Raw genomic sequence first — 23492 nt, 5'->3', positions numbered from 1 at the left:
GCACATCAACAAGATCAAAGTAATCCAAAGTACCTTCAGGAAGAAGAAGGCGATAACCATTTAACTCCATAATCAATTAATTTGCAGGCAAAGATAAAAAATTATAATTTTATCCCCTCAGGTTTTTACATTGATCCGTTTATTCTTCAATCGGTTAAGTCTAACCAATGATAATCTAAAATAAAAAAAACGCCCAGAGGTGGAAGCCCTCCAAACGTCTTATCTGTAAGCCTTTCGACTTTGTAGCGGGACCCGGGATTGAACCGGGGACCTCATGATTATGAATCATGCGCTCTAACCAGCTGAGCTATCCCGCCATCATTTCTCGATTGCGGGTGCAAAGATATAGCTTTTATTTAAATTGCCAAAACTTTTATAGGGATTTTATGTTATTTCTTTCACATGCCGGAAGAAAGAAATTTTGTGAGAATCTTTTTTATTATTGGTTTCCATAACATTATCAATAGGTTATGACTATTACATAGAGCTCGACTAAATAATATTAATGAATTATTTTTTCTAATTAGAAAAAAGTATTTATCTTGGCTGGCGCAATAACTTAGCGGAATTAATAATGGAAAGAAAGAAACTTCATTTGGAATATCTCTTGAATGCAACTTCTAAAAGTATTCTTTGGACAGCAATAAGTACCCCTACCGGTTTGGAGGGATGGTTTGCAGATAAGGTGCAGTCAGACGACAAAATCGTTACCTTCTTTTGGGGGAAAACAGAAAGACGTGAGGCTGAGATCATTGCTGTACGAGCTTATTCCTTTATCCGTTTTCGTTGGTTGGATGATGAAAACGAACGCGAATACTTTGAATTGAAGATGACAAACAATGAGTTGACAAACGATTTTGTGTTGGAAATCACTGACTTCACAGAAGTAGATGAAATTGATGATTTACGCGAATTGTGGGAGTCGCAAGTAGATACTTTGCGTAGATCGAGTGGTTTTTAGTTAACTTTCAATTAAAAATTTCTCGTACTCCCTTTTTTATGCTACTTTTGTGCTTTCATTGCATGAAACGAGTAAAATGCTGCGCATAAAAAAGTTAGATATATTTGTTCTAAAGAGTTTTTGTATGCTCTTTATGGGCACTTTTTTCATCTGCCTTTTCATCTTCATGATGCAATTTTTGTGGAGATATGTAGATGAATTGGTTGGAAAAGGGTTGGAAATGACTGTCCTCGCACAGTTTTTCTTTTATTCGGCACTAACGTTGGTACCCGCATCTCTTCCGCTAGCAATTCTGCTGGCAGCTCTTATCACTTTTGGAAATTTTGGAGAACGCTTTGAACTGCTTGCCATGAAAGCGGCAGGTATTTCTTTGTTGAAGATTATGCGTCCGCTGATTATATTCATCAGCTTTGTATGTTGTGTCTCTTTCTATTTTCAGAATGTAATAGGACCCAAAGCACAGACTAAGTTGTGGACGTTACTTATATCCATGAAACAGAAGTCACCGGAAGTTGATATTCCGGAAGGTGTGTTCTACGATGAAATAGAAGGCTATAATCTATATGTAAAGCATAAGAACCGTAAGACGGGTATCTTGTACGATGTCCTGATCTACAATTTTGAGAAAGGATTTGAAAATGCACAGATTATCAAGGCTGATTCGGGTAAACTGGAGATGACGGCAGACAAGCAGCATCTTTATCTGCACTTATTCAGTGGTGAGCAATTCGAAAATCTGAAGTCTCAGAATATGAATCAGAATAATGTGCCTTATCGTCGTGAAACTTTCCGGGAGAAACATGCCATTATTGAGTTTAATTCAGACTTTAATATGGTAGATGCAGGTATCATGAGCGGGCAGTCCAATAGTAAGAATTTGAAAATGTTGCAAGCTGGCATTGATTCAATGAAAGTCCAAAATGATAGTGTGGGTCGGGCTTATTTTAACGAGGCAATGGCGAGTTCTTATAAGGTTGTGACTAATCTGACTAAAGAAGATACATTGAAGATACAAACGGCTCATATAGGGCAATATAATGTCGATAGTTTATTTAATGCATCTACTTTGATGCAGAAGCAAAAGATCATATCTACTGCAGTCAGTCGTGCAGAAAGTGCGGGCAGTGACTGGAGCTTCAAGGGATTTACTATTTCACAAACAGAGAGTAGCCTTCGTCGACACATGACTTCCTGGCATGAGAAGTTCACACTATCTCTGGCGTGTCTTATCTTCTTCTTTATTGGTGCCCCTCTCGGCGGTATTATTCGTAAAGGTGGTTTAGGGATGCCGGTGGTTGTATCTGTTCTAATCTTTATCGTATATTACATTATTAATAATACGGGCTTTAAAATGGCACGCGACGGACAGTGGGTAGTCTGGATGGGAATGTGGACCAGTACCGCAGTTTTGGCACCATTGGGAGGCTTCCTGACTTATAAATCTAATAGAGATTCCGTAGTATTGAATGCTGATGCATACATAAACTGGTTCAAGAAACTTGTGGGTATCCGAAACGTCCGGCATTTATTCCGTAAAGATGTTATTATTCATGACCCTGACTATACACGTATCCTGGGAGACTTACAGGCATTATCGGCAAGTTGTAGGGCTTATGCCGAAAAGAAAGCATTGAAGAAAGCCCCCAATTATTTCAAACTATGGATGAATGATGCTCCGGATAAGGAGATTGAGGATATTAATGACCGTATGGAGCGATTAGTAGATGAAATGTCAAATACGAAATCCATAGCTTTATTGACAACATTGAACAATTATCCAATTATTGCGGTTCATGCTCATATACGTCCTTTCCAAAATTATTGGTTGAACCTGCTTTGCGGAGTGGTCTTCCCTATAGGATTATTCTTTTATTTCCGTATTTGGGTATTCCGTATTCGCTTGAATAAAGATATGGAGCGAATAATTAAGGTCAATGGTGACGTATTGAGAATTATTGAAACCAATCAGAATAAATAAATATATTATGGTAAATGTAAAGTTAGATAAAATAGAGGAAGCTATTGAGGACTTCAAAGCTGGCAATTTTGTGATCGTTGTAGACGATGAAGATCGTGAGAACGAAGGTGATTTGATTATTGCTGCGGAGTTGATTACTCCTGAAAAAGTTAACTTCATGTTGAAGCATGCCCGTGGTGTGCTTTGTGCCCCAATCACCGTATCTCGTTGTAAGGAATTGGATTTACCTCATCAAGTTTCTGATAATACTTCAGTTCTAGGCACTCCATTTACAGTGACTATTGATAAACTGGAAGGTTGCACTACCGGTGTTTCTGCTGCCGACCGTGCGGCAACGATCCAAGCTTTAGCCGATTCGGCATCGACTCCGGCTACTTTCGGTCGTCCGGGACACGTCAATCCTTTGTATGCTCAGGAAAAAGGGGTATTGCGTCGTGCTGGTCATACCGAAGCTACTATTGATATGGCACGTTTGGCAGGACTTTACCCTGCAGGTGCATTAATGGAGATTATGAGTGAGGATGGAACAATGGCCCGTCTGCCTGAACTCCGCGAAATGGCAGATAAATATAACTTGAAGCTGATTTCTATCAGCGATATGATAGCTTATCGTCTGAAACAAGAATCTATTGTAGAGAAAGGTGTAGAAGTAGATATGCCGACCGAACACGGACATTTTCGCTTGATTCCCTTCCGTCAGAAATCTAATGGACTGGAACATGTAGCTATATTTAAAGGTACATGGGAACCGGATGAACCTATCTTGGTACGTGTGCACTCTTCTTGTGCTACCGGTGATATCTTTGGTTCTCAACGTTGCGACTGTGGGGAACAATTACACAAAGCTATGGAGATGATTAATAAAGCCGGTAAAGGTGTAGTGGTATACTTGAATCAGGAAGGGCGTGGTATCGGTTTGATGGAGAAGATGAAAGCCTATAAATTGCAAGAAGGAGGTATGGATACTGTAGACGCAAACACTTGTCTAGGCCATTTGGCAGATGAACGGGATTATGGGGTAGGAGCGCAGATTCTTCGTGAGATAGGAGTACACAAAATGCGCCTGATGACCAATAACCCTGTGAAGCGTGTTGGCTTGGAAGCATACGGCTTGCAAATTACTGAGAATGTTCCTATCGAAACAACTCCTAATCAATATAATGAACGCTACCTTCATACTAAGAAGGAACGCATGGGGCATACACTGCATTTTAATAAGTAATTTACTGTTTTGCTTTCATATATCAGATAAAATCGTTTAATTTGCAACCAAATTCACGCAATAACCATAAAATAGATAGAATAATGAACCAATTGTCAGATCGTGTAAACAGCTTGTCGCCCTCTGCGACGCTGGCTATGTCACAAAAGAGTGCGGAGCTGAAAGCTCAAGGCGTTGATGTAATAAACTTGAGTGTAGGAGAACCTGATTTCAATACTCCTGATCACATTAAAGAGGCTGCAAAAAAAGCGATTGATGATAACTTCTCTCGCTATTCTCCAGTTCCGGGATATCCCGCTTTGCGTAATGCTATTGTAGAAAAGCTTAAGAAAGAAAACGGTCTGGAATATACAGCTGCACAGATTTCTTGCGCTAATGGTGCTAAGCAATCTGTTTGTAATGCCATTATGGTATTGGTGAATCCGGGTGATGAGGTAATTGTCCCTGCACCTTACTGGGTGAGCTATCCTGAAATGGTAAAGTTAGCTGAAGGTACTCCTGTGATTGTAACTGCCGGCATCGATCAGGATTTCAAGATTACAGCTGCACAACTTGACGCTGCTATCACTCCGAAGACTAAAGCATTGATTCTTTGTTCTCCGTCTAATCCTACCGGTTCTGTATATACAAAAGAAGAATTGAAGGGCTTGGCAGAAGTACTAGCTAAACATCCGCAAGTTACGGTTATTGCTGATGAGATTTATGAACATATCAATTATGTAGGTAAGCATGAAAGTATTGCTCAGTTCCCCGAAATGAAGGAGCGTACAGTAATTGTAAACGGTGTTTCTAAAGCGTATGCAATGACTGGCTGGCGTATCGGTTTTATTGCCGGACCGGAATGGATTGTAAAGGCTTGCAATAAGCTTCAAGGTCAATATACTTCGGGTCCTTGCTCTGTATCGCAAAAAGCTGCTGAAGCTGCTTATACAGGTTCTCAGGCTCCGGTAGAAGAAATGCGTAAAGCTTTCGAACGCCGTCGTGATCTGATTGTGAAGTTGGCTAAGGAGGTTCCGGGTTTTGAAGTTAATGTTCCTCAAGGTGCATTCTACCTATTCCCGAAATGTGATTCATTCTACGGCAAATCTTTTGGTGATCGTACGATCAATAATTCAGGTGATTTGGCTTTGTATCTTTTGGAAGAAGGACATGTTGCCTGTGTAGGTGGTGCCGATTTTGGTGCTCCTGAATGTATCCGTATGAGCTACGCTACCAGCGACGAGAATATCGTAGAATCAATTCGTCGTATAAAAGAAGCATTGGCGAAACTGAAATAAGATCATATTTCAAGAAATAAAGGCTCGGTTCCACATAAGAACCGAGCCTTCTTTCCTTTAAAAGGATTGTATTATTCTGCCGGGTGAATTGCCTCAGAAGGACAAACATCTGCGCAAGTACCGCAGTCTGTGCAAACTTCGGGATTGATAGAATAGATATCACCTTCAGAGATAGCGCCTACCGGACACTCGTCAATACAAGTTCCGCAAGCAATACAATCTTCACTAATTACGTAAGCCATTTTCTTTAGATTTTAAATTATTAGTACTAATTCGTTCGACAAAAATAGCAGTTTTCTTCATTACTTGCTATCATTATTAATTAAAAACGTTTAATTTGTATAAGGTCTAAATAAGGAGGTAGTCGACTCGTTTTAGGAAAGTGTTGGATAGGTGAAGATTATGTTGGAAACTCCTCCTCCTTTTGTTTCTTTCAATTTATAACTACCCCCGAAATGCTCAAAGAATAGTTGGTTTATTTTTTGACGTACAGATACTTTTTGACTGGCAAATCTAGGATCTGCTATTGGACTGTTTTCAATCTCACCGGTTATGATATTCATTTCCGGCTTATACAATAATGTCATTTTTACTTTACGCGGCTCTTTGCAATCGTTCGGATAAAGTAATGTGCTCAAAACGATTTGTGTCAACCGGCTAAGATCCGTATGAATACTTGCCCCTGATACTTTTGCATCAAATATTAGCTGAATTTTGCCTTCGCTATGCATTTGAGTCATACAAACGAGGTCATTACACCACTCTTCTACACTGCAATCTTGCAATTGGAATTTCATCATATTGGCTTCCAAACGGGATAGATCGAGTACGTCATTAACCAATTGAATCAGTTCGGTGGAATTGGACTGGATGATGCCGGAATAATCATTCCGTTCCTCCTCGCTAAGTTCGGTATCTGTGGATAGCAATTGTGAGAAGCCCACTACATTATTAAGCGGAATACGAATATTGTAACTCATGTTGGCAAGGAAACGGCTTTTCACTTCATTGGCTTCTTCTGCAATAGAGGCAAGCTTACGCATCTCCTTTTCATCCTGTTCTAACTTCTTCCGATTACTATATATGCGTAGATTGAAGAATACTAATACCAAAATGATAACTACAGATGTAGCCAGGCAAATACGATGGAACGTCTTTTGCCGCTTTTCTTTCAGCAGTATCAAGTTTTCCATATTATACATGGATTGTATTTGCTCTATCTGTGAAGCAGAGAAAGCTGTGTATAATGAGTCTTTTGTTTTTGTTATTTGTTTGTAAAGGGGCAGTGCTTCGTCAGGACGTCCCATCTTTACTAATAAATCTGCTTTCTGTAATCCGTAAATTTGTACATCTTCCGGAGAGATAGGCGCTATAAGTTGAATGGCATCATCTAAGTAAACTAATGCTTTATCATAATCCTTCGTTAATTGGTAGTATTCTGCATAAGCAGCAAGACGTGTTAGTTGATAGGGCAGAAATGTAGAAGGCGATAAATATTCTTCTGCTTTCTGTAAATGTTCCCATGCTTTTTCCGGTTGCTGGCAACGCGTATAATATAAAGAATACTGAAGGTCTAATAGCAGATATAAGTTTAAATAGCCGTTTGTCAGGTTAGTTTCCTTACGTAATTTTTCTTTGGCTTCTTCCAACTGGCTCAAATAGCGATATAAATTTTCATTATCGCGCAGATAGGAGTAGGTTAGAACGGCTTTGGTTAGCAGATCCACGTGGTCCATAGTCGAGATGTCCGGTCCTGTTAGCTCAAAGGCTTTATTTAAAGCTGCCAGTCCTTCTTTATAACGTAAAGTATTGAAATACCCTGTCAATAAGCATAGACATGCTTCGCGCATTCCATTTTTATTGTTGAGCTTTTCAGCTTTGTCATACATATCTTGCGATTCCTTGAGGGCTAATTCAATTTTTTGGCTGATGATATAGAACTCAATCAACATTTTCTTTCCCTTAAAGTAGTGACCGTAGTAATTGTTTTGTTCTGCTAATAATTCAAGTTTATGCAACCATTGTTCTGTACGTTCCTGATCCAAACGGTTATAGTAATAAACGACATGTCCGTAAGTAGCTGCACTTTGATAGCGAATATTTTTTTGGATGGTAGCTTCTTCCAGTAATTTGTTTTCGTAATAGATGAAAGTAGGTGTCAGTTGATCGAATAAGGCTAACTTGTATAACGCCTCTAACCTGGTACTGTCAGCGGGAGATGCAAGATAAGTGCGCAATAAATTGTCTTTACTTTCTTTTTGCAGATCATTTGCATGTAAAGTAGGCAGTAATAGCCAGCAAAAGGTACTCAGTAAAATATAAAAGATACGTTTCATTCTTCCGCCTCCTTTCTGTTTGCTTGATTAACAGGATGTGTAAAGCAGAATCGTGATCCTCCGGTATAGTCCGGGTCAATCCAAATTTTTCCACCAATGTGTTCTATGATAAGTTGGCAAATGGAAAGACCTAAACCACTTCCTTGTGCATTTTCGTTTAGCTTTTCAAATCGTTGGAAGATTGTAGCTTGTTTATCACGCGGAATGCCACAACCGGTATCAGTTACAGAAAATAGAGCAATGCCATCCGTATCCATCTTTAATTCTAGCGTGATACTTCCTTGTGGAGTAAATTTAGTGGCGTTAATCAATAAATTGATTAAAACTTGTTGCAGGCGAGAATCATCGGTCTCTATTATCATTTCTTCCAGTTCTGTAGAAAATAAGAGTTCGGCTTGTGTTTGTTTCACTTTATTTACGGTATCCAAAACATTTTGGCAGATACTTACCGCATCATGTTTTCCGATACTGAATTGCAATTTACCGAACTCTAAGCTTGAAAGATCAATGACATCATTAATGAGTTTCAGCAACAATTCAGAGTTCTGCTGGATGACTTCGTTGCATTGGTTTCTTGTTTCAGTATCTAACCCTTCTTGTGTCAATAAGGAGGAAAAACCGGATAGAGCATTTAATGGAGTACGTATTTCATGACTCATGTTTGAGAGAAAAATACTCTTGGCACGAGTGGCATTTTCAGCATTAGTTCGGGAAGTGGCTAAGTCACGAGTCGATTGAGCTACTCTGATTTGTTGTTTTCGCAGCCGAATAGCTAATAAAGAGAACATTATTAACAAGATAATACTTCCTATCAGAATACTGCTTATGATTTTATTGTATTCCTCATTACTGGCAATCGCAATTTTGTCTATTTGATATTTTGCTTTAACGGTACTTATCTGCCGAATGTAATTTTGTGAAGCAAGGGTATCGATCGGTGGATATAATTCCTGATAGATACGGCATGCCTCCATGGTCATTCCTTGTATCTTACAAAGGTAGATTTTCTCCATCGAAGTCCATCGATAGTATGTAGAACGTTTATTGCCGGAATATTCTTTTTGTAGTTGAGTATAAATGTTTAATGCTTTATTCCAATACTGTTTGTCCCAGGTTCCCATAGCCCGGTAATATGCGGCAGTAGTGTAGTCAAGGTGGAACCGATAGAATTTTTCGGGATGTGCATGATAGATTGAATCCATTTTTTGTAGATGGACAAACGCTTCGTCAAGATAACTTTGGGCAAGGTGTCCATGAGATATGGCAAAATTAGTTTTTTCAATATTAAGAAAGAATTCTGTGGGATAGTCCGGTTCCTGTCGCAAAATGTTTTCCAGTTCTTTCAGAACTTTTTGAGCTTCTTCTAATCGACCTCTCCGTTGCAGAATATTAGAAATCTTCAGTAAGAGCTGGGGCCTGTAAGGATGTACAACTGAAATGTGTTGAAGTTCATTCAAGGCATCGTGATAGGACTCCAAAGCTTTTGAACTTAGGTTGGCAATTGTGTTATAGGCATCTCCGATAGCTTGATTGGCAACTACCATTCCAAAACTATAATTCAATGCTTTGGCTTCTTCATACATTAATTGTGCGCGATCAGTTGCCAGACTGACATCACCACGTAAAGTATATGCATTTGCAAGTTGTAGCTGTAATAGGAAATACATCTCCTTGTCACTCTTCGAACGCATGGAAGGAAGTAATTGCTCGCTCCAAAGAATTACACTGTCAAGAGAAACGGTATCATCATAAAGAACTTGTCTTTCTACAAATGATTCCAAAAGCTTTTGTTTGTCTTGGATAGTAATAGCATAAACGTTATAGACCGATGCAAGAAGTATCTGCCCAAGTAATGCTAATATGATTGCTCTTGTTCTCAAATGTTCGTTTGCCTCTTTTGTTTATTATTGGCAAAAGTAAACATAAATGCGAGAATAAAAAATTAAATATATCAATTTTATTTAAGGCAATACCCAAAATCTTATATTGTCTTAACCGTGGTTAAAATTCTAGTAAAGCTCTAGCCCGAATTCCTCCTTTAACTCTAATAATGCACTGTTTTTCTGAGCCATCATTTGGAACTTTTCTACCCGTCCATATACGCGGACTTTCTCTGCTGGAGCGCTGATGCGAACGGTCATAGTGACTTTTCTATTTTTGAGTTTGGTACGCAAATAATCCTGTAGGGCAGGTATCAAAGCGGTAAACTCTTTTGCAATAATTTCATTATCAACTACTGCTTCGAAAGTGGTAGCATTGATTAAAGTGACACGCATGTTTTGCATACGTTTGGCTATGGCTACTTGCTCAATGGGCATGCGTCCGGCATACTCTTGCCAGTAATAATTCACATCTCTTTCATTGAAGATGTAATCTTCTTCAGGCTGGACATTTTGCTGTGTAGTTGTGGCTTTAGTAGCTACATTCTGTTCTTCTTCCTGAACGGGGCGTTTAATAGATACACCCAATCCGGACATTTTCATTACAGGAATTTTCTTTTCCTCCTTTCCTTGTGCCATTAATACGGCAGCAGGGGCGGAGTGGGTAGGGGCGGTATTGCTTGCTGGAGTTGCTGATTGAACAGCAGGGGTTGCCACTGCTTGTGGTTGAGACATAGCAGGGCTGGCCTGTGGCTGCTGAGCGGCTGCAGGCTGCGTGAATATGGGTTTTATAGCTTGTTTAGGGCCACGCCCACCAGACACATCGTCCCCCTCGGCGGTCAGCTGAGCTACTTGTATTAAAGTTAGCTCTACTAATAAGCGTTTGTTTTTGCTGGTGCGGTAGCTCAAATCGCAGTCGTTACAAAGTTTCATGGCACGATACAGAAAAGGTAACGGGCATTTTTGTGCTTGTACCTGATACCGTTCACGAATACTTGCACCCACTTCCAGTAACGATAAGGTAGAAGGATCTTTGCTCACCAGCAAGTCGCGCATGTGCGAGGAGAGACCGGTGATGAAATGACTACCGTCAAAACCTTTGTTCAATACATCGTTCAAAAGCAATAAGGCATCACTTACTTTATTTTCGAGGAAGAAATCAGTTAGTTTAAAATAGTACTCATAATCGAGCACATTGAGATTTTCTATTACACTTATATAAGTGATGTGTCCACCGGTAAAACTAACTACTTGGTCAAAAATGGATAAGGCGTCGCGCATACCACCATCGGCTTTCAGGGCAATGACGTTTAGTGCTTCCGGTTCGGCAGTAATACCTTCTTTGGAGGCTACGTAAGCTAAGTGTGCTACAGTGTCATCCACACCTATACGACTAAAATCGTATATTTGGCAGCGAGAGAGGATGGTAGGTAGTATTTTATGTTTTTCGGTAGTGGCAAGAATAAAGATAGCGTGACGTGGTGGCTCTTCCAGCGTTTTCAGAAAAGCATTGAAGGCGGAAGCAGATAGCATGTGCACCTCATCAATAATATACACTTTATATTTACCTATCTGTGGTGGGATGCGGACCTGCTCTACCAGTTGGCGGATATCGTCTACCGAATTGTTGGAAGCAGCATCCAGTTCGTGAATGTTGTAAGACCGTTGCTCATTGAAAGCGGTACATGACTCACATTGGTTACACGCTTCACCCTCTGCTGTAGGACTCATGCAATTAATAGTCTTGGCAAAGATACGTGCACATGTAGTTTTGCCGACGCCACGCGGCCCACAGAAAAGATAAGCATGAGCTAGTTTTCCGGTAGCGATGGCATTCTTCAAGGTGGTGGTCAAAGCACGTTGCCCAACCACAGACTCAAAGGTCGAAGGGCGGTATTTTCGTGCTGATACAATATAATTTTCCATATTCAAGATGTTCTTGTCAGAGCGTAGACGCTTCGCTTTTTGTGCAAATGTAAGCAAAAAAAAGAAAAGTCTCAGTTATTCCTCTTATCTTTGTGCTCAAAGAAACTCAGATTAGAGATTGATTGATGTGATCGTTAATTTCTAATCATTAATTAACAGGCAATATGGATAAACTCGCTTCTCTTTGGTCTTTCGTCCGCAAGCATAAGTATCTTATTACTCTTGTAGTCTTTGCGGTAATTGTTGGCTTTTTGGATGAGAATAGCATTATGCGTCGCATGGGGTATGCCCGGGAGGAGAGTCGTCTGCGTGATGAAATAGAGAAATATCGCAAGGAATATGAGGAGAATACAGAGCGCCTCAATGAACTTGCAGTCGACTCAGGAGCTATTGAACGGGTTGCGCGTGAAAAATACCTGATGAAGAAGCCTAATGAAGATATTTATGTTTTTGAAGGAGATATAGAAGAATGAAACAATTAATACCCGCTTTTTTCACTGTAGGTGCTGTTATGGTTTTGGTAGGTGCTACTTCTTACATTACAGGTTGGCAGCTTTCACCTTATATATATACAGTTGGTGCTACTTTAGTTGCTTTGGCACAAATAAACTCACCGTCTAAGAGTAAAAGTTCTAATGTAAGGCGTTTGCGTGCTCAGCAAGTATTAGGTTCAATAATATTGGTGGGTGCCGGTGCACTCATGCTTTTCACTAATGGTAATGAGTGGATTGTAGCGTTGACCATAGGTGCTATTCTTGAACTTTATACGTCGATACGCATTCCGCAGGAGGAAGCAAAAGAAGGATAAAGTTAACCGGACAACCTATATATAATTATTCTATTCTTTATAACTTTTTTCCCATCTTTCCATAAACATCCCATAAGGTACATCTGTTTTAGGCGGACGCTTTATGCGGAAATTAAATTCATTAGAATTATGGAAGAAAAAGAAGTTTTTAAAGAACAAGACTCGATGGTGCTCGCCTTGGCTATGTGTCCCATTTTCGAGCAATTGCGCAATGAAAAGAAGTTTTCGGCATTGCATGTTTATCAATGTGTGCTCCGTTCCTTCCTTCGGTTTATGGATAGTGCCGAAGGATCTCCGTTTACACTGGAAGAGATTTTCCAACCCGGCACCCTGAAGGAGTACGAAACCTGGCTAAGAGCCAATCAGTCGAGCTGGAACACCGTCTCTACATACATTCGTACCCTACGGGCGGTGTACAATCGCCTTGTACGCAAAGGTGTGTTGGTATTCGAACCACAACTTTTCGAGAATGTCTACACCGGTGTCATGTCGCTTACCAAGCGCTCGTTAGAACCCGAAGCCATGCAGAAGATGCTTGCAATCGATATCCGATTGATTCCTATAGATATACAACGTACCTATGCTTATTTCTTGCTTACTTTTCTGTTACGGGGCATGCCATTCATTGACTTGGTGCATTTGCAGAAGGGTGATGTAAAGGGTGATTTCATTAGTTACTGCCGCCATAAGACCGGTAAGCAGATTACAGTTCGTATTTCCCGCTATGCCCGTGAATTGTTCGAGAAGTTCCGCGACCGTAATCCGTCGTCTCCCTACTTGTTTCCTATACTTTCCGTTGAAGCAAAAAATGCTGATATGAACGGCAGATACCTTACCGACGAAGAACTTTACTTATGTTATCAGCGTGCATTGCGGCGTTTCAACCATCAGTTGTCGATAATCGGCAAGTTGCTTTTTCCGGGTGTTTCGATAAGCTCGTACACACCCCGCCATACGTGGGCAACGCTTGTCTATCATCGTGGAGTGCATGTGGGTATTATCTCCGAAGCATTGGGACATTCTTCCGGAAAGGTGACTGAAACATATCTGAAACCTTTCAGGAATCAGAGGATTGATGAAATAAATGATGAGCTGATTGCTGCATTGATAAAAGGGACCCGAAGAGAGAATGTTACTTCCTAAGTAACGGGAATTATTGATTGCAAATGTATAAAAAATATTTCAAAACAATGTTCTCTTGTGTATTTATTTAGCCAAACACGTAAAAACACTTCCTTACAAAACAAACAAACTTACTGAAAAGCCAGAAAAACTGAATCACGACTTATCAATAAAAGTTTTTTCCTCTGAGAACACAAACTTTACCTTGTCCGCCTTAAACCGTTTCAAAGCAGACTATTCTTTTCTGTCCTTTATCCAAGGAATATATAAAAAAAAGTGGTTGTAGCGGATAGCGCTCTATCCGGAGTATGCTCCATTCCCGTTACTTAGGAAGTAACGCCCCGGCAATATCTTAATAACAAACAAATATATACATAATGAAAAGGAAACATCTTTCGGGTGCAAATATCGGTTGTCGGTATTTATCCCTAATTCTACTCTTCTTAGCTGCAACTCCGGGATTACTCCGTGCACAGGAAAGAACGGCTTCTCAAACTAAAGAATTATCCCCATGGTACCTCGGTGCCGATGCCGGGCTCTCTTTCGGACGTGGCACATTCTGTTCTTTCGGTGCGGACAAAACCCGTATAGGCTATGGTTTTGGTTTGTTGGGTGGTTATCACATCAACCGCTTTCTCTCTACCGAAGCCTCCCTGCGATACAGCCATTTAGGGCTGGGCGCATACGACTGCTGCAAAGACCTCTACCTAGCCGGGGACGGCAACCGCTACTATGCCCCGCTTGCCGGAGCAAAGAACTACCGTTACGGCGACCTGTTTTCATCGGTCAATCTCTATGAACTTGGCTTACACCTGAATATCGACTTCGTGCGTATGTTCCGTCCCGAAAGCCGATGGTCATTTCTTGTGTCTCCTGCCGTGTATGGTGTAGCCTCGAAAGCTACCATCAAGACTACCGAAGGCGTGAACACCGTATTGAAAGGTGACGGACAAATGCACTTCGGCGTAGGTGGCGATTTGGGTGTAGGCTATCAGATGAGCCAACGGATAAACCTGCGTCTGTACACTGGAATGACTTACCTCACGGGCAAAGGCATTGATGCTATGCCTCAAACGGAGCACAACACCAATTACACTTGGGACACAGGCATAAAGATAACTTTCTCATTGGGTAAAAGCTGCAAGAGCAAGAAGCAAAAAACGATGGAAGTAGCCCCTGTAGCTCCACAACCTACGGTGGCGGTAACAGCTGAACCCGAACAGACGGTTGCCCGTGAAGAAGTTCCACAGCCGAAGGCAGAAGCAAAGGTTGAAACAGCACAACCTGCACAATCCGCAAATCAGCCTATTGAAAAGACGGCTTACGAAACTGCCATCTACTTCTCACGTGGTCAATGTGAATACATCGAACAGAGCCAGTATAAAACTACCGTAGAACTACTGAAAGCGCTCTCCGACAATCCCGAAGCGCAAATCACTCTTGTAGGCTGGGCTGACCCAACCGGAACGGAAGCACGGAATGAAACCATCTCCGCCCGCCGTGCCGAAACCGTGAAACGCTACCTTATATATAAAGGTATAGCCGAAACACGCATTACCATGCAAGGCAAAGGAGTGGACACACAGGCTAAGGACGATACCCAAGCCCGTCGTACGGAAATCAAACTAATCATCCTCGAAAAATAACAGCCTTATGATACAGACATTCAAAAAAGCCCTCTTCGGATTGGCTTGTACAGGAGCTTTCATATTGACCTCGTGCGACAAGACCGCACACGAAATCCCCGGAGAAGCACCGAATAACAGCCCCACCGTTACCGTAGGTATCAACACCGATGCCATCGGTGATACACCGTTGAAAGACGTGCACCTCTATTTCTTCGATTCGTCCGAAATGCTGTCGAAGCATACCTATTACCCCACGATGCAGTCGTTGGCACTCGACCGTATGTTGATGGAATCGGGCTACTACACCATCTTTGCCATACTGAACACCGAAGAATCGTGTGTACCTGTAGTGAGCCGTGCAGCAGATTTACCCCAAATGACATTCGGCGAGTTTTGCCAATGGGTGAAGTCCATCGATAACGGCAGTTATCCCGAACTTGCCACCGGCATGGTGCGCTACGAGGTAAAAGAAGGTGTTTCGCAAATAATGATAGATGTAAAGAAAGGTAGCGAAGCGGTAGGTTTCTTCAATGTGACGTTGAACCTTACTTTCCCATCGCCCACATTGCCGGACTTTGTAGCGGCACAGAACAAGACTCGTGCGACAGATGATAATCTGAAGTTGCGTGCCGTGATTGAAGTGTACAACAAGAACACCGACACCCGTATACTCCGCAAAGAAGAATTCGTAACGGCTACTGCCACCGAAGGCGTCTACACTTCTGCACTGCAACTTAATCCGGGCAACTACGATGTGCGCCTGTGGGCAGACTACACTGCCAACCCATGCACTGATAACCATTACATCACCACCGACACCAAGAGCATCAAGATACTCGGTAAAGACCAATACCGTGGGAATACTGACACCCGTGATGCCTTTACCAAAGCGTTCACCCTTACCGTGGGCAACAAGGACCAAAGCGAAGCTGTTACCATGCACCGCCCGTTGGCAAAATACCGACTGGTGGCAAATGACGTGGCTGAATACAATGCACTGCGTGCCGAACGCAAATACCCCACCCTCGAAGACCTCAAAATCAGTATCGTCTACGAAGGCTTCCTGCCTTGCGCCTACAACATCAGTACCCAGAAACCTTCCGATTCCGAAGGTGGATATGGCTATTATTCCGCATTGAGCCAGCAGAGCAATGAAGCCGTCACCATAGGAAAAGATTTCGTATTGGTGAATGGCGAGCAGTCGTTTGTCACCGTAACCATCCTCTTCAAAGATGCCAACGGCAAGACTATTAGCGGTATCAATGGCGTGCGGATTGACTATCGTGCCGGACAGCTGACTACCGTTACGGGTAATTTCCTCACGGCGGGCGTAGGCGGCGTGCAGGTAGACACTGAATGGAGTGGAGACTATGAAGTAGAGTTCTAAAAAGAAGAATGAAAATAGAGAACTAACATCAATCTAATAATCAACTCATTAAAAGAACAAACAAGTATGAGGAAACATTTATTATTCGCACTGTTGGGCATGGCAGCCATGTTCATAGGATGCAGTCAAGAAGAGAATGCCATTACCCCTTCGGGTAGTAAGACGGTGAGTTTCACCATTGCGGTGAATGACGGAGTAGACACTCGTGCAGTGACAGAACCGACAGTGAAGCCTACTCGTTACATTATGGAGGTGTACGAAGGCACTACTTCCAAAGATGCTGTACAAGCCACACAGGTGGAACAAGCAGAAGGCACGTTCGACGTGATATTGAAAGACGGTCAAGACTACACCATTCTTTTCTGGGCAGACTATGGCACAGCAAAGGGTTCGGACAACGTATTCGACGCTTCCAAGTTGCGAGAAGTGAAGATAGCCACAGGTAAAGTCGCTACAAAAGCCGCTTTTGCTGGCGTTGCGAAATTCAAAGTAGGAACGGATGATGCTACAAAGTACACAGCTGTAACATTGAGCCATGCCGTAGCCCAAGTGAACTTCAAGCAAACCACAACATTGTCTGCTACACCCGGTAAGCTAACGGTGAAATATCCCGAAAGCTACTCGCTGAACGTGGAAGGCTACACTGTTGCAAAGATAGACGGAGCAGTGACCCATGAACTGACTTGCAATGCTGTTACTACCGGAGTAATTGCTACGGATTACATCATTGCCACCAATGATGACCAAACGCTTATGAACATCGAAGCCACACTCGACAGCGAAACAAAGAAAGACATCTCGAATGCTCCCTTCCGTCGCAATTACTCTACAAATATTAGTGGAAAGTATAGCGATAAGAACAGTGCAACACTGACGGTAAGTTGTGATGACACTTGGGCTGGTGACTTGGAACCTGAAGAAGAAAGTTGGTATGTAAAGGGCAAAGCAACCGGCAATTTTGAAATAGGTACTGCGAAAGAACTGAGAGAACTGGCGGGACTGACGAACGGTGACCCTACAACATTGACTACCTACGGTGAATATTCTAAATTAAACTTCAGTGGAAAAACAATAACACTGACAGCAGATATTGATTTGGAAGAAGAAGCATGGATTCCTATTGGCAACACAAGTAGTGCTTATTTCTCCGGCAGTTTCAATGGAAACGGAAAAACGATATCTGGTCTGAATGTCAATACTTCTGGAGGTTATAGCGGTTTCTTTGGATTTATCTTCAATGGTTCTGTACGGAATTTGCATATAGAAGGCGGTACAGTGACTGATAATTCTCAGTATGCGATTGCAGGAGGCATCGTAGGGGCTGCCAGTAATACAATAATAGAAAATTGTAGCAGTTCGGCTGTAGTCTCGGCAGAAAATAAAGGCTTAGCTGGTGGTATAGTTGGAACTCTTTCCGGAAATCAGCAAGGGCTCACTAAGATAGTGGGATGCTACGCAACAGGGAATATTACAGGTACAACCGTTGGGGGGATATGTGGAAATTCCACAGTTGGTATACAAGCCTGTTATTATAATGGAGGTACATTGACTCAAAAGGGAGCAGTAGAGGGTGACAATGTTGGCATAGGTGGCATAATAGGACTTATAAGTGAACCTTTTTCAGGACCGGTCCCAGATATTTTAAATTGCTATGCATCGGCCACTTTCAATAGTGCAACAATCAATATAGGAGGGATTATTGGTGGCATAGCTGAAACATTTTTTGCGATGTCAAGTGATAATATAAACTATTGTGTTCACGCTATAAGCGGCATTACCGCAGGTGTTGGTAATCAATCATCATGGGATGTAAGTAAAAGTGTAAGCAATATTACCGATGAAATCAGCTGGTTGAATACCAACCTGCCAGGTGCAGTTGGCTATAAGTTCAAAGCAGATGGAACACTGGAGAAAGTGACACAATAAGTACTAAGTCAGCAGCCCCGTCCCGGCGGATTTTCCTCTCCGCCGGTCATTAGTATAAGGATTTCCTAATCCGATCATCTATTATTTAAAAACACATCATCCGTTTGCCCCAAACACATCATCCGTTTGGGGTAAACGGATGATGCATTTCATGCCAACGCATGATGCATTTCTATCAACCTAAAATTCGTAAAACAAATAGACAATGAAAGCCACCACTGTAAGAAGCAAAGGTATAAAAATGAATACAACCGACGTGCGCGAACTCTTGGAAAAAAAGAAAGAACGACTCGCCAAACAGCAGATGCGCCGGGCGAAATTGGAGCAAACCATGACCAATACCCAAAACGATATAGAGCAACTGGAATATACCTTGCAACAGATGGAACATGCCGAAGCAGTACCTCCTAAACGGATCCCCGGCCATCAGGCACTTTCTTTCTTCGAGCGTGCCGTAGCCATCTACCAGTATTTTCAGCACCACTTTCATCGCACGCTCAATTATAGTTGGTTCTGCCTCGCCATCGGTGCACGTTATACCATCGAGAGCCATAGACACACCTCGACCCGGCGTGTTCTTTCTCCTTGCACCATTTTGAACTACTTTAAGCGCGAACTGGATTTATATCTCACGTGTATCAATTAGTTTTTTCCGTTCTTTAGGTTTGTCGTAATTTTGCGATGTTTTACTAATAAAAGAAATGAACATGATTTCAGAAAATTACGATTGGCTGCTTGTGGGCTGCCATAACATCACTGCCGTGGCTAATGCCTATTTCCCTAATTATGCCTGCAGCAATTCGGCTGTGAAGGCCATGCGGACAACTTTGAAAGAACATTCGCAGCTGATGCAAGAACTTGTAGACGCAGGCTATACAGCCAAAACCACCCATCTCACTCCGATACAGAGTTCCGCCATCGTGCGCCATTGGGGATTACCTTCGGCTGTGGAACTGATGATAGAGAAGAATCCTTATCTTGCCGTTCCTAAAAACTTCCGAAAGATATAATGCATTTTAATGCATTAGTTATTTTATATATATTATTTATGTGGCTGAAGACTGTGCAGAATGGTTTTCGGCCACATTCTGTAATGCTGATGAACAGGCGTCTCCGGTGGGGTGGCTACTGTGCAGTTTGTTGTGCAGAAGCAAATATGTACAAAAGTGGCTTTTTTATCATCTTTTGACCAAATGCCAACTACGAATTGTTTTCCCCCGTGGCGGGCAGTAACTTTGCGGCATAATCATCAAAAAAGAGATAAAAATATGAGTTACCTGACTATGGAAATGCTGCAAAAAGGCTATCTCCTCTTCCCCAAAGCATTGTTTGAGGAACAAATGAAAATGAAAAAGAATGAAGGAGCTGCCGATAACTTCGAAGCTTTTTTTCTGGTATTGAAACACGTCAACTACAGTTCTACACGATGCTGCATCAAAGGACATCACTTCGAGTGTATGCGTGGCGAATCGGTCTTGTCCCTCAGTCATTGGGCTGAAATCCTGGGTTGGAATCGTAGCCACACCCGCTACTTCTTCAATAGTATGTTCACCCTGGGGCTGATCGAGAAACTGGTGAACCCCTTTGTCACCCACATCCGTATCCCCGACTATGACCTGCTGACCGGTAAATCACGTCCGCAGTCGTGCAAGCGCAAAGATACCGGCAACGAAGGCTTCGATAGCTTCTGGCAGCAATACCACGACATCACCGAGCACGACAAAGTGAACATCGGCCGTGCCCGCCGCGAGTGGAAAAAACTCTCTGTCGAAGAAAAACGCCTCGCCATAGCCAATATCGACGAATATCACGACCACCTGAGCAGCTCCAGATACTGTAAACAAGCCGCTAGCTATCTGGCCGACAAATCTTTTAAAGACGAGTATGAAGACTGATAACCCGACCACCGGCATCGTGAATCCGCACGATGCCGAGATAGAAGAAGCCATCCTGAGTGCCTGCCTGATAGAACGCGCCGCCCTGCCTCTTGTGGCTGACAAATTGCACCCGGAGATGTTCTACGAACTCCGTAACCAGGAAATCTTCGCCGCCCTGCTGAGCATGTACCGTGCCGGCAAAGCCATCGACATCATCACCGTAAAGACCGAACTCGCCTCCCGTGGCAAACTCGAAGCCGTGGGTGGCGCCTACGAACTGACGCGTATCAGCTCTAAAGTCGCCTCCTCCGCCCACCTGGAGTATCACGTGTGCATCTTGAGGCAACTGTACATGCGTCAGCAGATGATCCTGGGCTTCCACCAACTGCTGGCATCCGCTGCCGACGAAACAATGGACATCGACGACGTCCTGACCCAAGCCCACCAACTGCTCGAAAGTCTGGAAAATACAAGCGGTGTGAACGAACACCTGCGCGATATGGAATGCCTGATGCAGGATACCATCAACGAAGTAGAACAACGTGTAGCTACCGGCAAGGACGGTATCACCGGCATCCCCACCGGCTTCACCGATCTGGATCGTATTACTGCCGGCTGGCAAAATGGTGATCTGGATATCCTTGCCGCCCGCCCTTCGGTGGGCAAGACCGCCTTTGCCCTGCACCTGGCACGTGCCGCCGCCACCGCCGGACATCACGTAGTAGTCTTCAGTCTCGAAATGCAGGGAGAACGTCTGGGCGACCGTTGGCTGCTTGCCGCCACCGACGACGTCGATCCCCAACACCTGCGTAGCGGACAACTGACTCCCGGTGAACTCCACCGGGTGCACGAGGCTTCTGCCGGACTGGCCCGTCTGCCCATCCTGATAGACGACCATTCGGTCACCGGCATGGACCGTGTGCGCTCGTCCTGCCGCCTGTTGAAAAGCAAAGGTCTATGCGATCTTGTCATCCTGGACTACCTGCAACTCTGCGACATGAAGACCGACCAGAAAAACCGCAACCGTGAACAAGAAGTGGCGCAGACCAGCCGCAAAGCCAAACTCCTTGCCAAAGAACTGAACATCCCCGTATTGCTCCTCAGTCAGTTGAACCGTGTGCCCGACGGCACCATCGACCACCGTCCCACCCTGAGCAACCTCCGTGAAAGCGGGGCCATCGAGCAAGATGCCGATATGGTGATGCTCCTCTGCCGTCCCGCCCTCTACGGCAAAGCCACTGACAAGAAGAGTACTTATCCCACGGACGGTCTGGGTATCGTCATCGTAGCCAAGCACCGCAACGGTGAAACCGGCGAAGTCTACTTCCACCACAACGCCAGCATGACAAAACTGGTAGACTATGTGCCACCTTTGGAGTGGATGATGAGGAATGCGAAATAATAGGCAAATAATTGATTGATAATATGAAAATAATTGGCAAAACACTTGACTTTGCCTCTCTTGTTTTGTATCTTTGTTATGTGCTTAAGACAAGGAATAATCATTGATTCAGGCGCCTTATCCCTCTTCTTTCCCACTTTTATTTAATAAATTATTTTTCTTAACTTAAACCTTAACTGTTAAATTATGGATGTACTTGTAGAGCGCTTTCAGCGCAGAAGAATTGTGAGTGACAAAGCCTCTCCGTTATTGTATTACCTCCGGCAGAAACCCAAGACTTGTGGCACGGTGGATATCGATGTTCTTGCCGCTTCTATCCAGAAGAATTGTTCCATGACCAAGGGTGACGTGAAACATGTCATCGAGGCTCTGGTAGAAGAAATCCAAGCAAATCTTGCCAACGGTGACAAGGTGAAGCTGAACCAACTGGGAACCTTCCACATGACTTTCCGTTGTCCCGGCGTAGAAGCTTCGGACAAGTGTACGGTGAAGAATATCAAGAAGGTGAATATCCGTTTTTCTCCCGACAAGGAGCTTAGGTTGGTGAATAACAGCAATGTGCAGACCAAGAGCCCTTCGAACGTAACCTTCTCTCTTGACAAAACCGAAGGGGAAGGAGGTGGCTCCGGCGGTGGATCGCACGGTGACGAGGATGATAATCCGCTTGGATAAAGCCTCACCCCTAACCCCTCTCCGAAAGAGAGGGGGATAGTGATACTTCTGTAGCTTGGGGTCTGTTTATCCCCGAAATTATAATTAGAAATTAAAAATGTATTATCACCCTAAACCTTTATTCTATGAATAAGAAATCATCTACCTGGGATTATGTATTGAAAGTGATCATTGCTCTTGCTTCGGCCCTACTTGGCGCCCTCGGAGCTCACGCCTGCCCCTATAACCTGATTTAAAACCTAACCCCATCTCTCTGCCTCCCCTCCCTTTCGGAGAAGGGCCGGAGGTGAGGCTGTTATTATTACTACTATTATATGAGACCAATCAATCTTATCGTTGTCCACTGCTCCGCCAGTCGCTGTGACCGTTGCTATACGGAGTATGATTTGACAACAGACCACCTGCGCCGGGGATTCTCCGGCGCAGGTTATCATTATTATATAAGGAAGAATGGAGACATTAAATCTTTAAGACCTGTTGAAAAACCGGGAGTACACTCCAAGGGGCACAACGCGAATTCAATCGGTATCTGTTATGAAGGCGGACTGGATGAGAACGGTCGTCCCGCTGATACCCGTACTTCTTTTCAGAAACACTCGCTACGGGTACTTGTTATGTTGCTATTAAGAGATTATCCCGGTTCCCGCCTTTGCGGTCATCGTGACCTCAGCCCTGATTTGAATCATAATGGTGAGATAGAACCCGAGGAGTGGATAAAAGAATGTCCGTGCTTTGATGCTTCAAGTATCCTTTCTGACCCCGTGCCTGGTAATCCTGCTTATTTGTGAAATGCTGATTTAGCTGCGCACTTCATTATCTAGATACAGATAGCGTATGTCTGAACTATACCCGCTCCGCTATTTCTCCGCTTACATTACCCTCTAAGGGGAGAAATAGCAGGGTTATAGCGGAGCTGTAGCGGAGCAAGTGTGCATTTGGATGCAAATTTCTTCCGCTTCCCTTTGCATACGCGCACGCATATATAATAATGTGTCGTGTCTTGTTCTCGTGCATACCTCCTTTTAAAACCCTGCTTTATAACATCTCTTTGTATCAGCCGTTTACAACTTAATTTGAAATTAAATGTAAA

General features: G+C 43.1%; 21 protein-coding genes and 1 tRNA gene. 17 read left to right on the top strand and 5 right to left on the bottom strand.

Translation table 11 applies throughout. The features are described 5' to 3' along the window. Window positions 1–243: 243 nt before the first annotated feature. A tRNA-Met gene (locus Q1W14_RS09985) sits at window positions 244–317 on the bottom strand. 257 nt (window positions 318–574) lie between these two features. Between Q1W14_RS09985 and Q1W14_RS09980 the strand changes: the two genes are divergently transcribed. From Q1W14_RS09980 to Q1W14_RS09965, 4 genes are all read left to right on the top strand, one after another. Continuing rightward, window positions 575–961 carry an START-like domain-containing protein gene (locus tag Q1W14_RS09980; protein ID WP_300701242.1) on the top strand — a complete coding sequence of 129 codons (387 nt, stop codon included), beginning with the start codon at window positions 575–577 and terminating at the stop codon, window positions 959–961. 76 nt (window positions 962–1037) lie between these two features. Next, window positions 1038–2939 (top strand): LptF/LptG family permease, encoded by a 1902-nt coding sequence (locus Q1W14_RS09975; RefSeq protein ID WP_300701240.1) that lies wholly within the window; start codon window positions 1038–1040, stop codon window positions 2937–2939. 7 nt (window positions 2940–2946) lie between these two features. Beyond that, window positions 2947–4161 carry a bifunctional 3,4-dihydroxy-2-butanone-4-phosphate synthase/GTP cyclohydrolase II gene (locus Q1W14_RS09970; RefSeq protein ID WP_300701237.1) on the top strand — a complete coding sequence of 405 codons (1215 nt, stop codon included), beginning with the start codon at window positions 2947–2949 and terminating at the stop codon, window positions 4159–4161. A gap of 83 nt (window positions 4162–4244) precedes the next feature. Next, window positions 4245–5438, top strand: coding sequence for a pyridoxal phosphate-dependent aminotransferase (locus Q1W14_RS09965; RefSeq protein ID WP_300701235.1), 1194 nt, complete (start codon window positions 4245–4247; stop codon window positions 5436–5438). 71 nt (window positions 5439–5509) lie between these two features. Here the strand turns inward: Q1W14_RS09965 and Q1W14_RS09960 are convergent, their stop codons facing one another. From Q1W14_RS09960 to Q1W14_RS09945, 4 genes are all read right to left on the bottom strand, one after another. Continuing rightward, a complete protein-coding gene (locus Q1W14_RS09960; RefSeq protein ID WP_294591116.1) occupies window positions 5510–5680 on the bottom strand; it encodes a 4Fe-4S binding protein in 171 nt (56 codons plus the stop codon). 132 nt (window positions 5681–5812) lie between these two features. Beyond that, entirely contained in the window at window positions 5813–7774 is a 1962-nt protein-coding gene (locus Q1W14_RS09955; RefSeq protein WP_300701232.1) for a histidine kinase dimerization/phospho-acceptor domain-containing protein, read from the bottom strand. Next, window positions 7771–9654 (bottom strand): ATP-binding protein, encoded by a 1884-nt coding sequence (locus Q1W14_RS09950; RefSeq protein ID WP_300701230.1) that lies wholly within the window; start codon window positions 9652–9654, stop codon window positions 7771–7773. The genes Q1W14_RS09955 and Q1W14_RS09950 overlap by 4 nt, the downstream gene beginning before the upstream one ends. 129 nt (window positions 9655–9783) lie before the next feature. After that, window positions 9784–11580 (bottom strand): DNA polymerase III subunit gamma/tau, encoded by a 1797-nt coding sequence (locus Q1W14_RS09945; protein WP_300701228.1) that lies wholly within the window; start codon window positions 11578–11580, stop codon window positions 9784–9786. 164 nt (window positions 11581–11744) lie between these two features. On the opposite strand from Q1W14_RS09945, the gene Q1W14_RS09940 reads away from it, so the two are divergent. The 13 genes from Q1W14_RS09940 to Q1W14_RS09880 all read left to right on the top strand — a co-directional run bounded on the left by Q1W14_RS09940 (window position 11745) and on the right by Q1W14_RS09880 (window position 23190). Continuing rightward, on the top strand, window positions 11745–12053 hold the full coding sequence (locus Q1W14_RS09940; protein ID WP_300701226.1) for a septum formation initiator family protein: 309 nt from the start codon (window positions 11745–11747) through the stop codon (window positions 12051–12053). Further along, window positions 12050–12388, top strand: a complete 339-nt coding sequence (locus tag Q1W14_RS09935; RefSeq protein ID WP_300701225.1) for a hypothetical protein — start codon at window positions 12050–12052, stop codon at window positions 12386–12388. The genes Q1W14_RS09940 and Q1W14_RS09935 overlap by 4 nt, the downstream gene beginning before the upstream one ends. A 129-nt stretch (window positions 12389–12517) precedes the next feature. Then, on the top strand, window positions 12518–13531 hold the full coding sequence (locus Q1W14_RS09930; protein ID WP_300701224.1) for a phage integrase SAM-like domain-containing protein: 1014 nt from the start codon (window positions 12518–12520) through the stop codon (window positions 13529–13531). 356 nt (window positions 13532–13887) lie between these two features. Next, complete coding sequence (locus tag Q1W14_RS09925; protein ID WP_300701223.1) at window positions 13888–15156, top strand: OmpA family protein; 1269 nt, start codon at window positions 13888–13890, stop codon at window positions 15154–15156. Between the two features lie 7 nt (window positions 15157–15163). After that, window positions 15164–16525 carry a DUF6562 domain-containing protein gene (locus Q1W14_RS09920; protein ID WP_300701222.1) on the top strand — a complete coding sequence of 454 codons (1362 nt, stop codon included), beginning with the start codon at window positions 15164–15166 and terminating at the stop codon, window positions 16523–16525. Between the two features lie 66 nt (window positions 16526–16591). After that, entirely contained in the window at window positions 16592–18451 is a 1860-nt protein-coding gene (locus tag Q1W14_RS09915; protein WP_300701221.1) for a hypothetical protein, read from the top strand. Window positions 18452–18656: 205 nt separating this feature from the next. Next, entirely contained in the window at window positions 18657–19097 is a 441-nt protein-coding gene (locus Q1W14_RS09910) for a hypothetical protein (protein WP_300701220.1), read from the top strand. 61 nt (window positions 19098–19158) lie between these two features. After that, complete coding sequence (locus Q1W14_RS09905) at window positions 19159–19461, top strand: DUF4248 domain-containing protein (protein ID WP_300701218.1); 303 nt, start codon at window positions 19159–19161, stop codon at window positions 19459–19461. A 258-nt stretch (window positions 19462–19719) separates the two neighbouring features. Next, window positions 19720–20346 (top strand): hypothetical protein, encoded by a 627-nt coding sequence (locus Q1W14_RS09900; RefSeq protein WP_300701217.1) that lies wholly within the window; start codon window positions 19720–19722, stop codon window positions 20344–20346. Beyond that, on the top strand, window positions 20336–21730 hold the full coding sequence (dnaB, locus tag Q1W14_RS09895; RefSeq protein ID WP_300701215.1) for a replicative DNA helicase: 1395 nt from the start codon (window positions 20336–20338) through the stop codon (window positions 21728–21730). The genes Q1W14_RS09900 and dnaB overlap by 11 nt, the downstream gene beginning before the upstream one ends. Window positions 21731–21916: 186 nt before the next feature. Next, complete coding sequence (locus tag Q1W14_RS09890) at window positions 21917–22402, top strand: HU family DNA-binding protein (protein ID WP_300701213.1); 486 nt, start codon at window positions 21917–21919, stop codon at window positions 22400–22402. 125 nt (window positions 22403–22527) lie between these two features. Beyond that, on the top strand, window positions 22528–22638 hold the full coding sequence (locus tag Q1W14_RS09885; RefSeq protein WP_300701211.1) for a smalltalk protein: 111 nt from the start codon (window positions 22528–22530) through the stop codon (window positions 22636–22638). A gap of 78 nt (window positions 22639–22716) precedes the next feature. Further along, window positions 22717–23190 (top strand): N-acetylmuramoyl-L-alanine amidase, encoded by a 474-nt coding sequence (locus Q1W14_RS09880; RefSeq protein WP_300701209.1) that lies wholly within the window; start codon window positions 22717–22719, stop codon window positions 23188–23190. Window positions 23191–23492: the final 302 nt, after the last annotated feature.

Source organism: Bacteroides sp. (assembly GCF_030151085.1).
Lineage (GTDB): Bacteria > Bacteroidota > Bacteroidia > Bacteroidales > Bacteroidaceae > Bacteroides.
The sequence above is the reverse complement of the archived record's forward strand: the minus strand, read 5'-3'. Positions and strand labels throughout refer to the sequence as shown.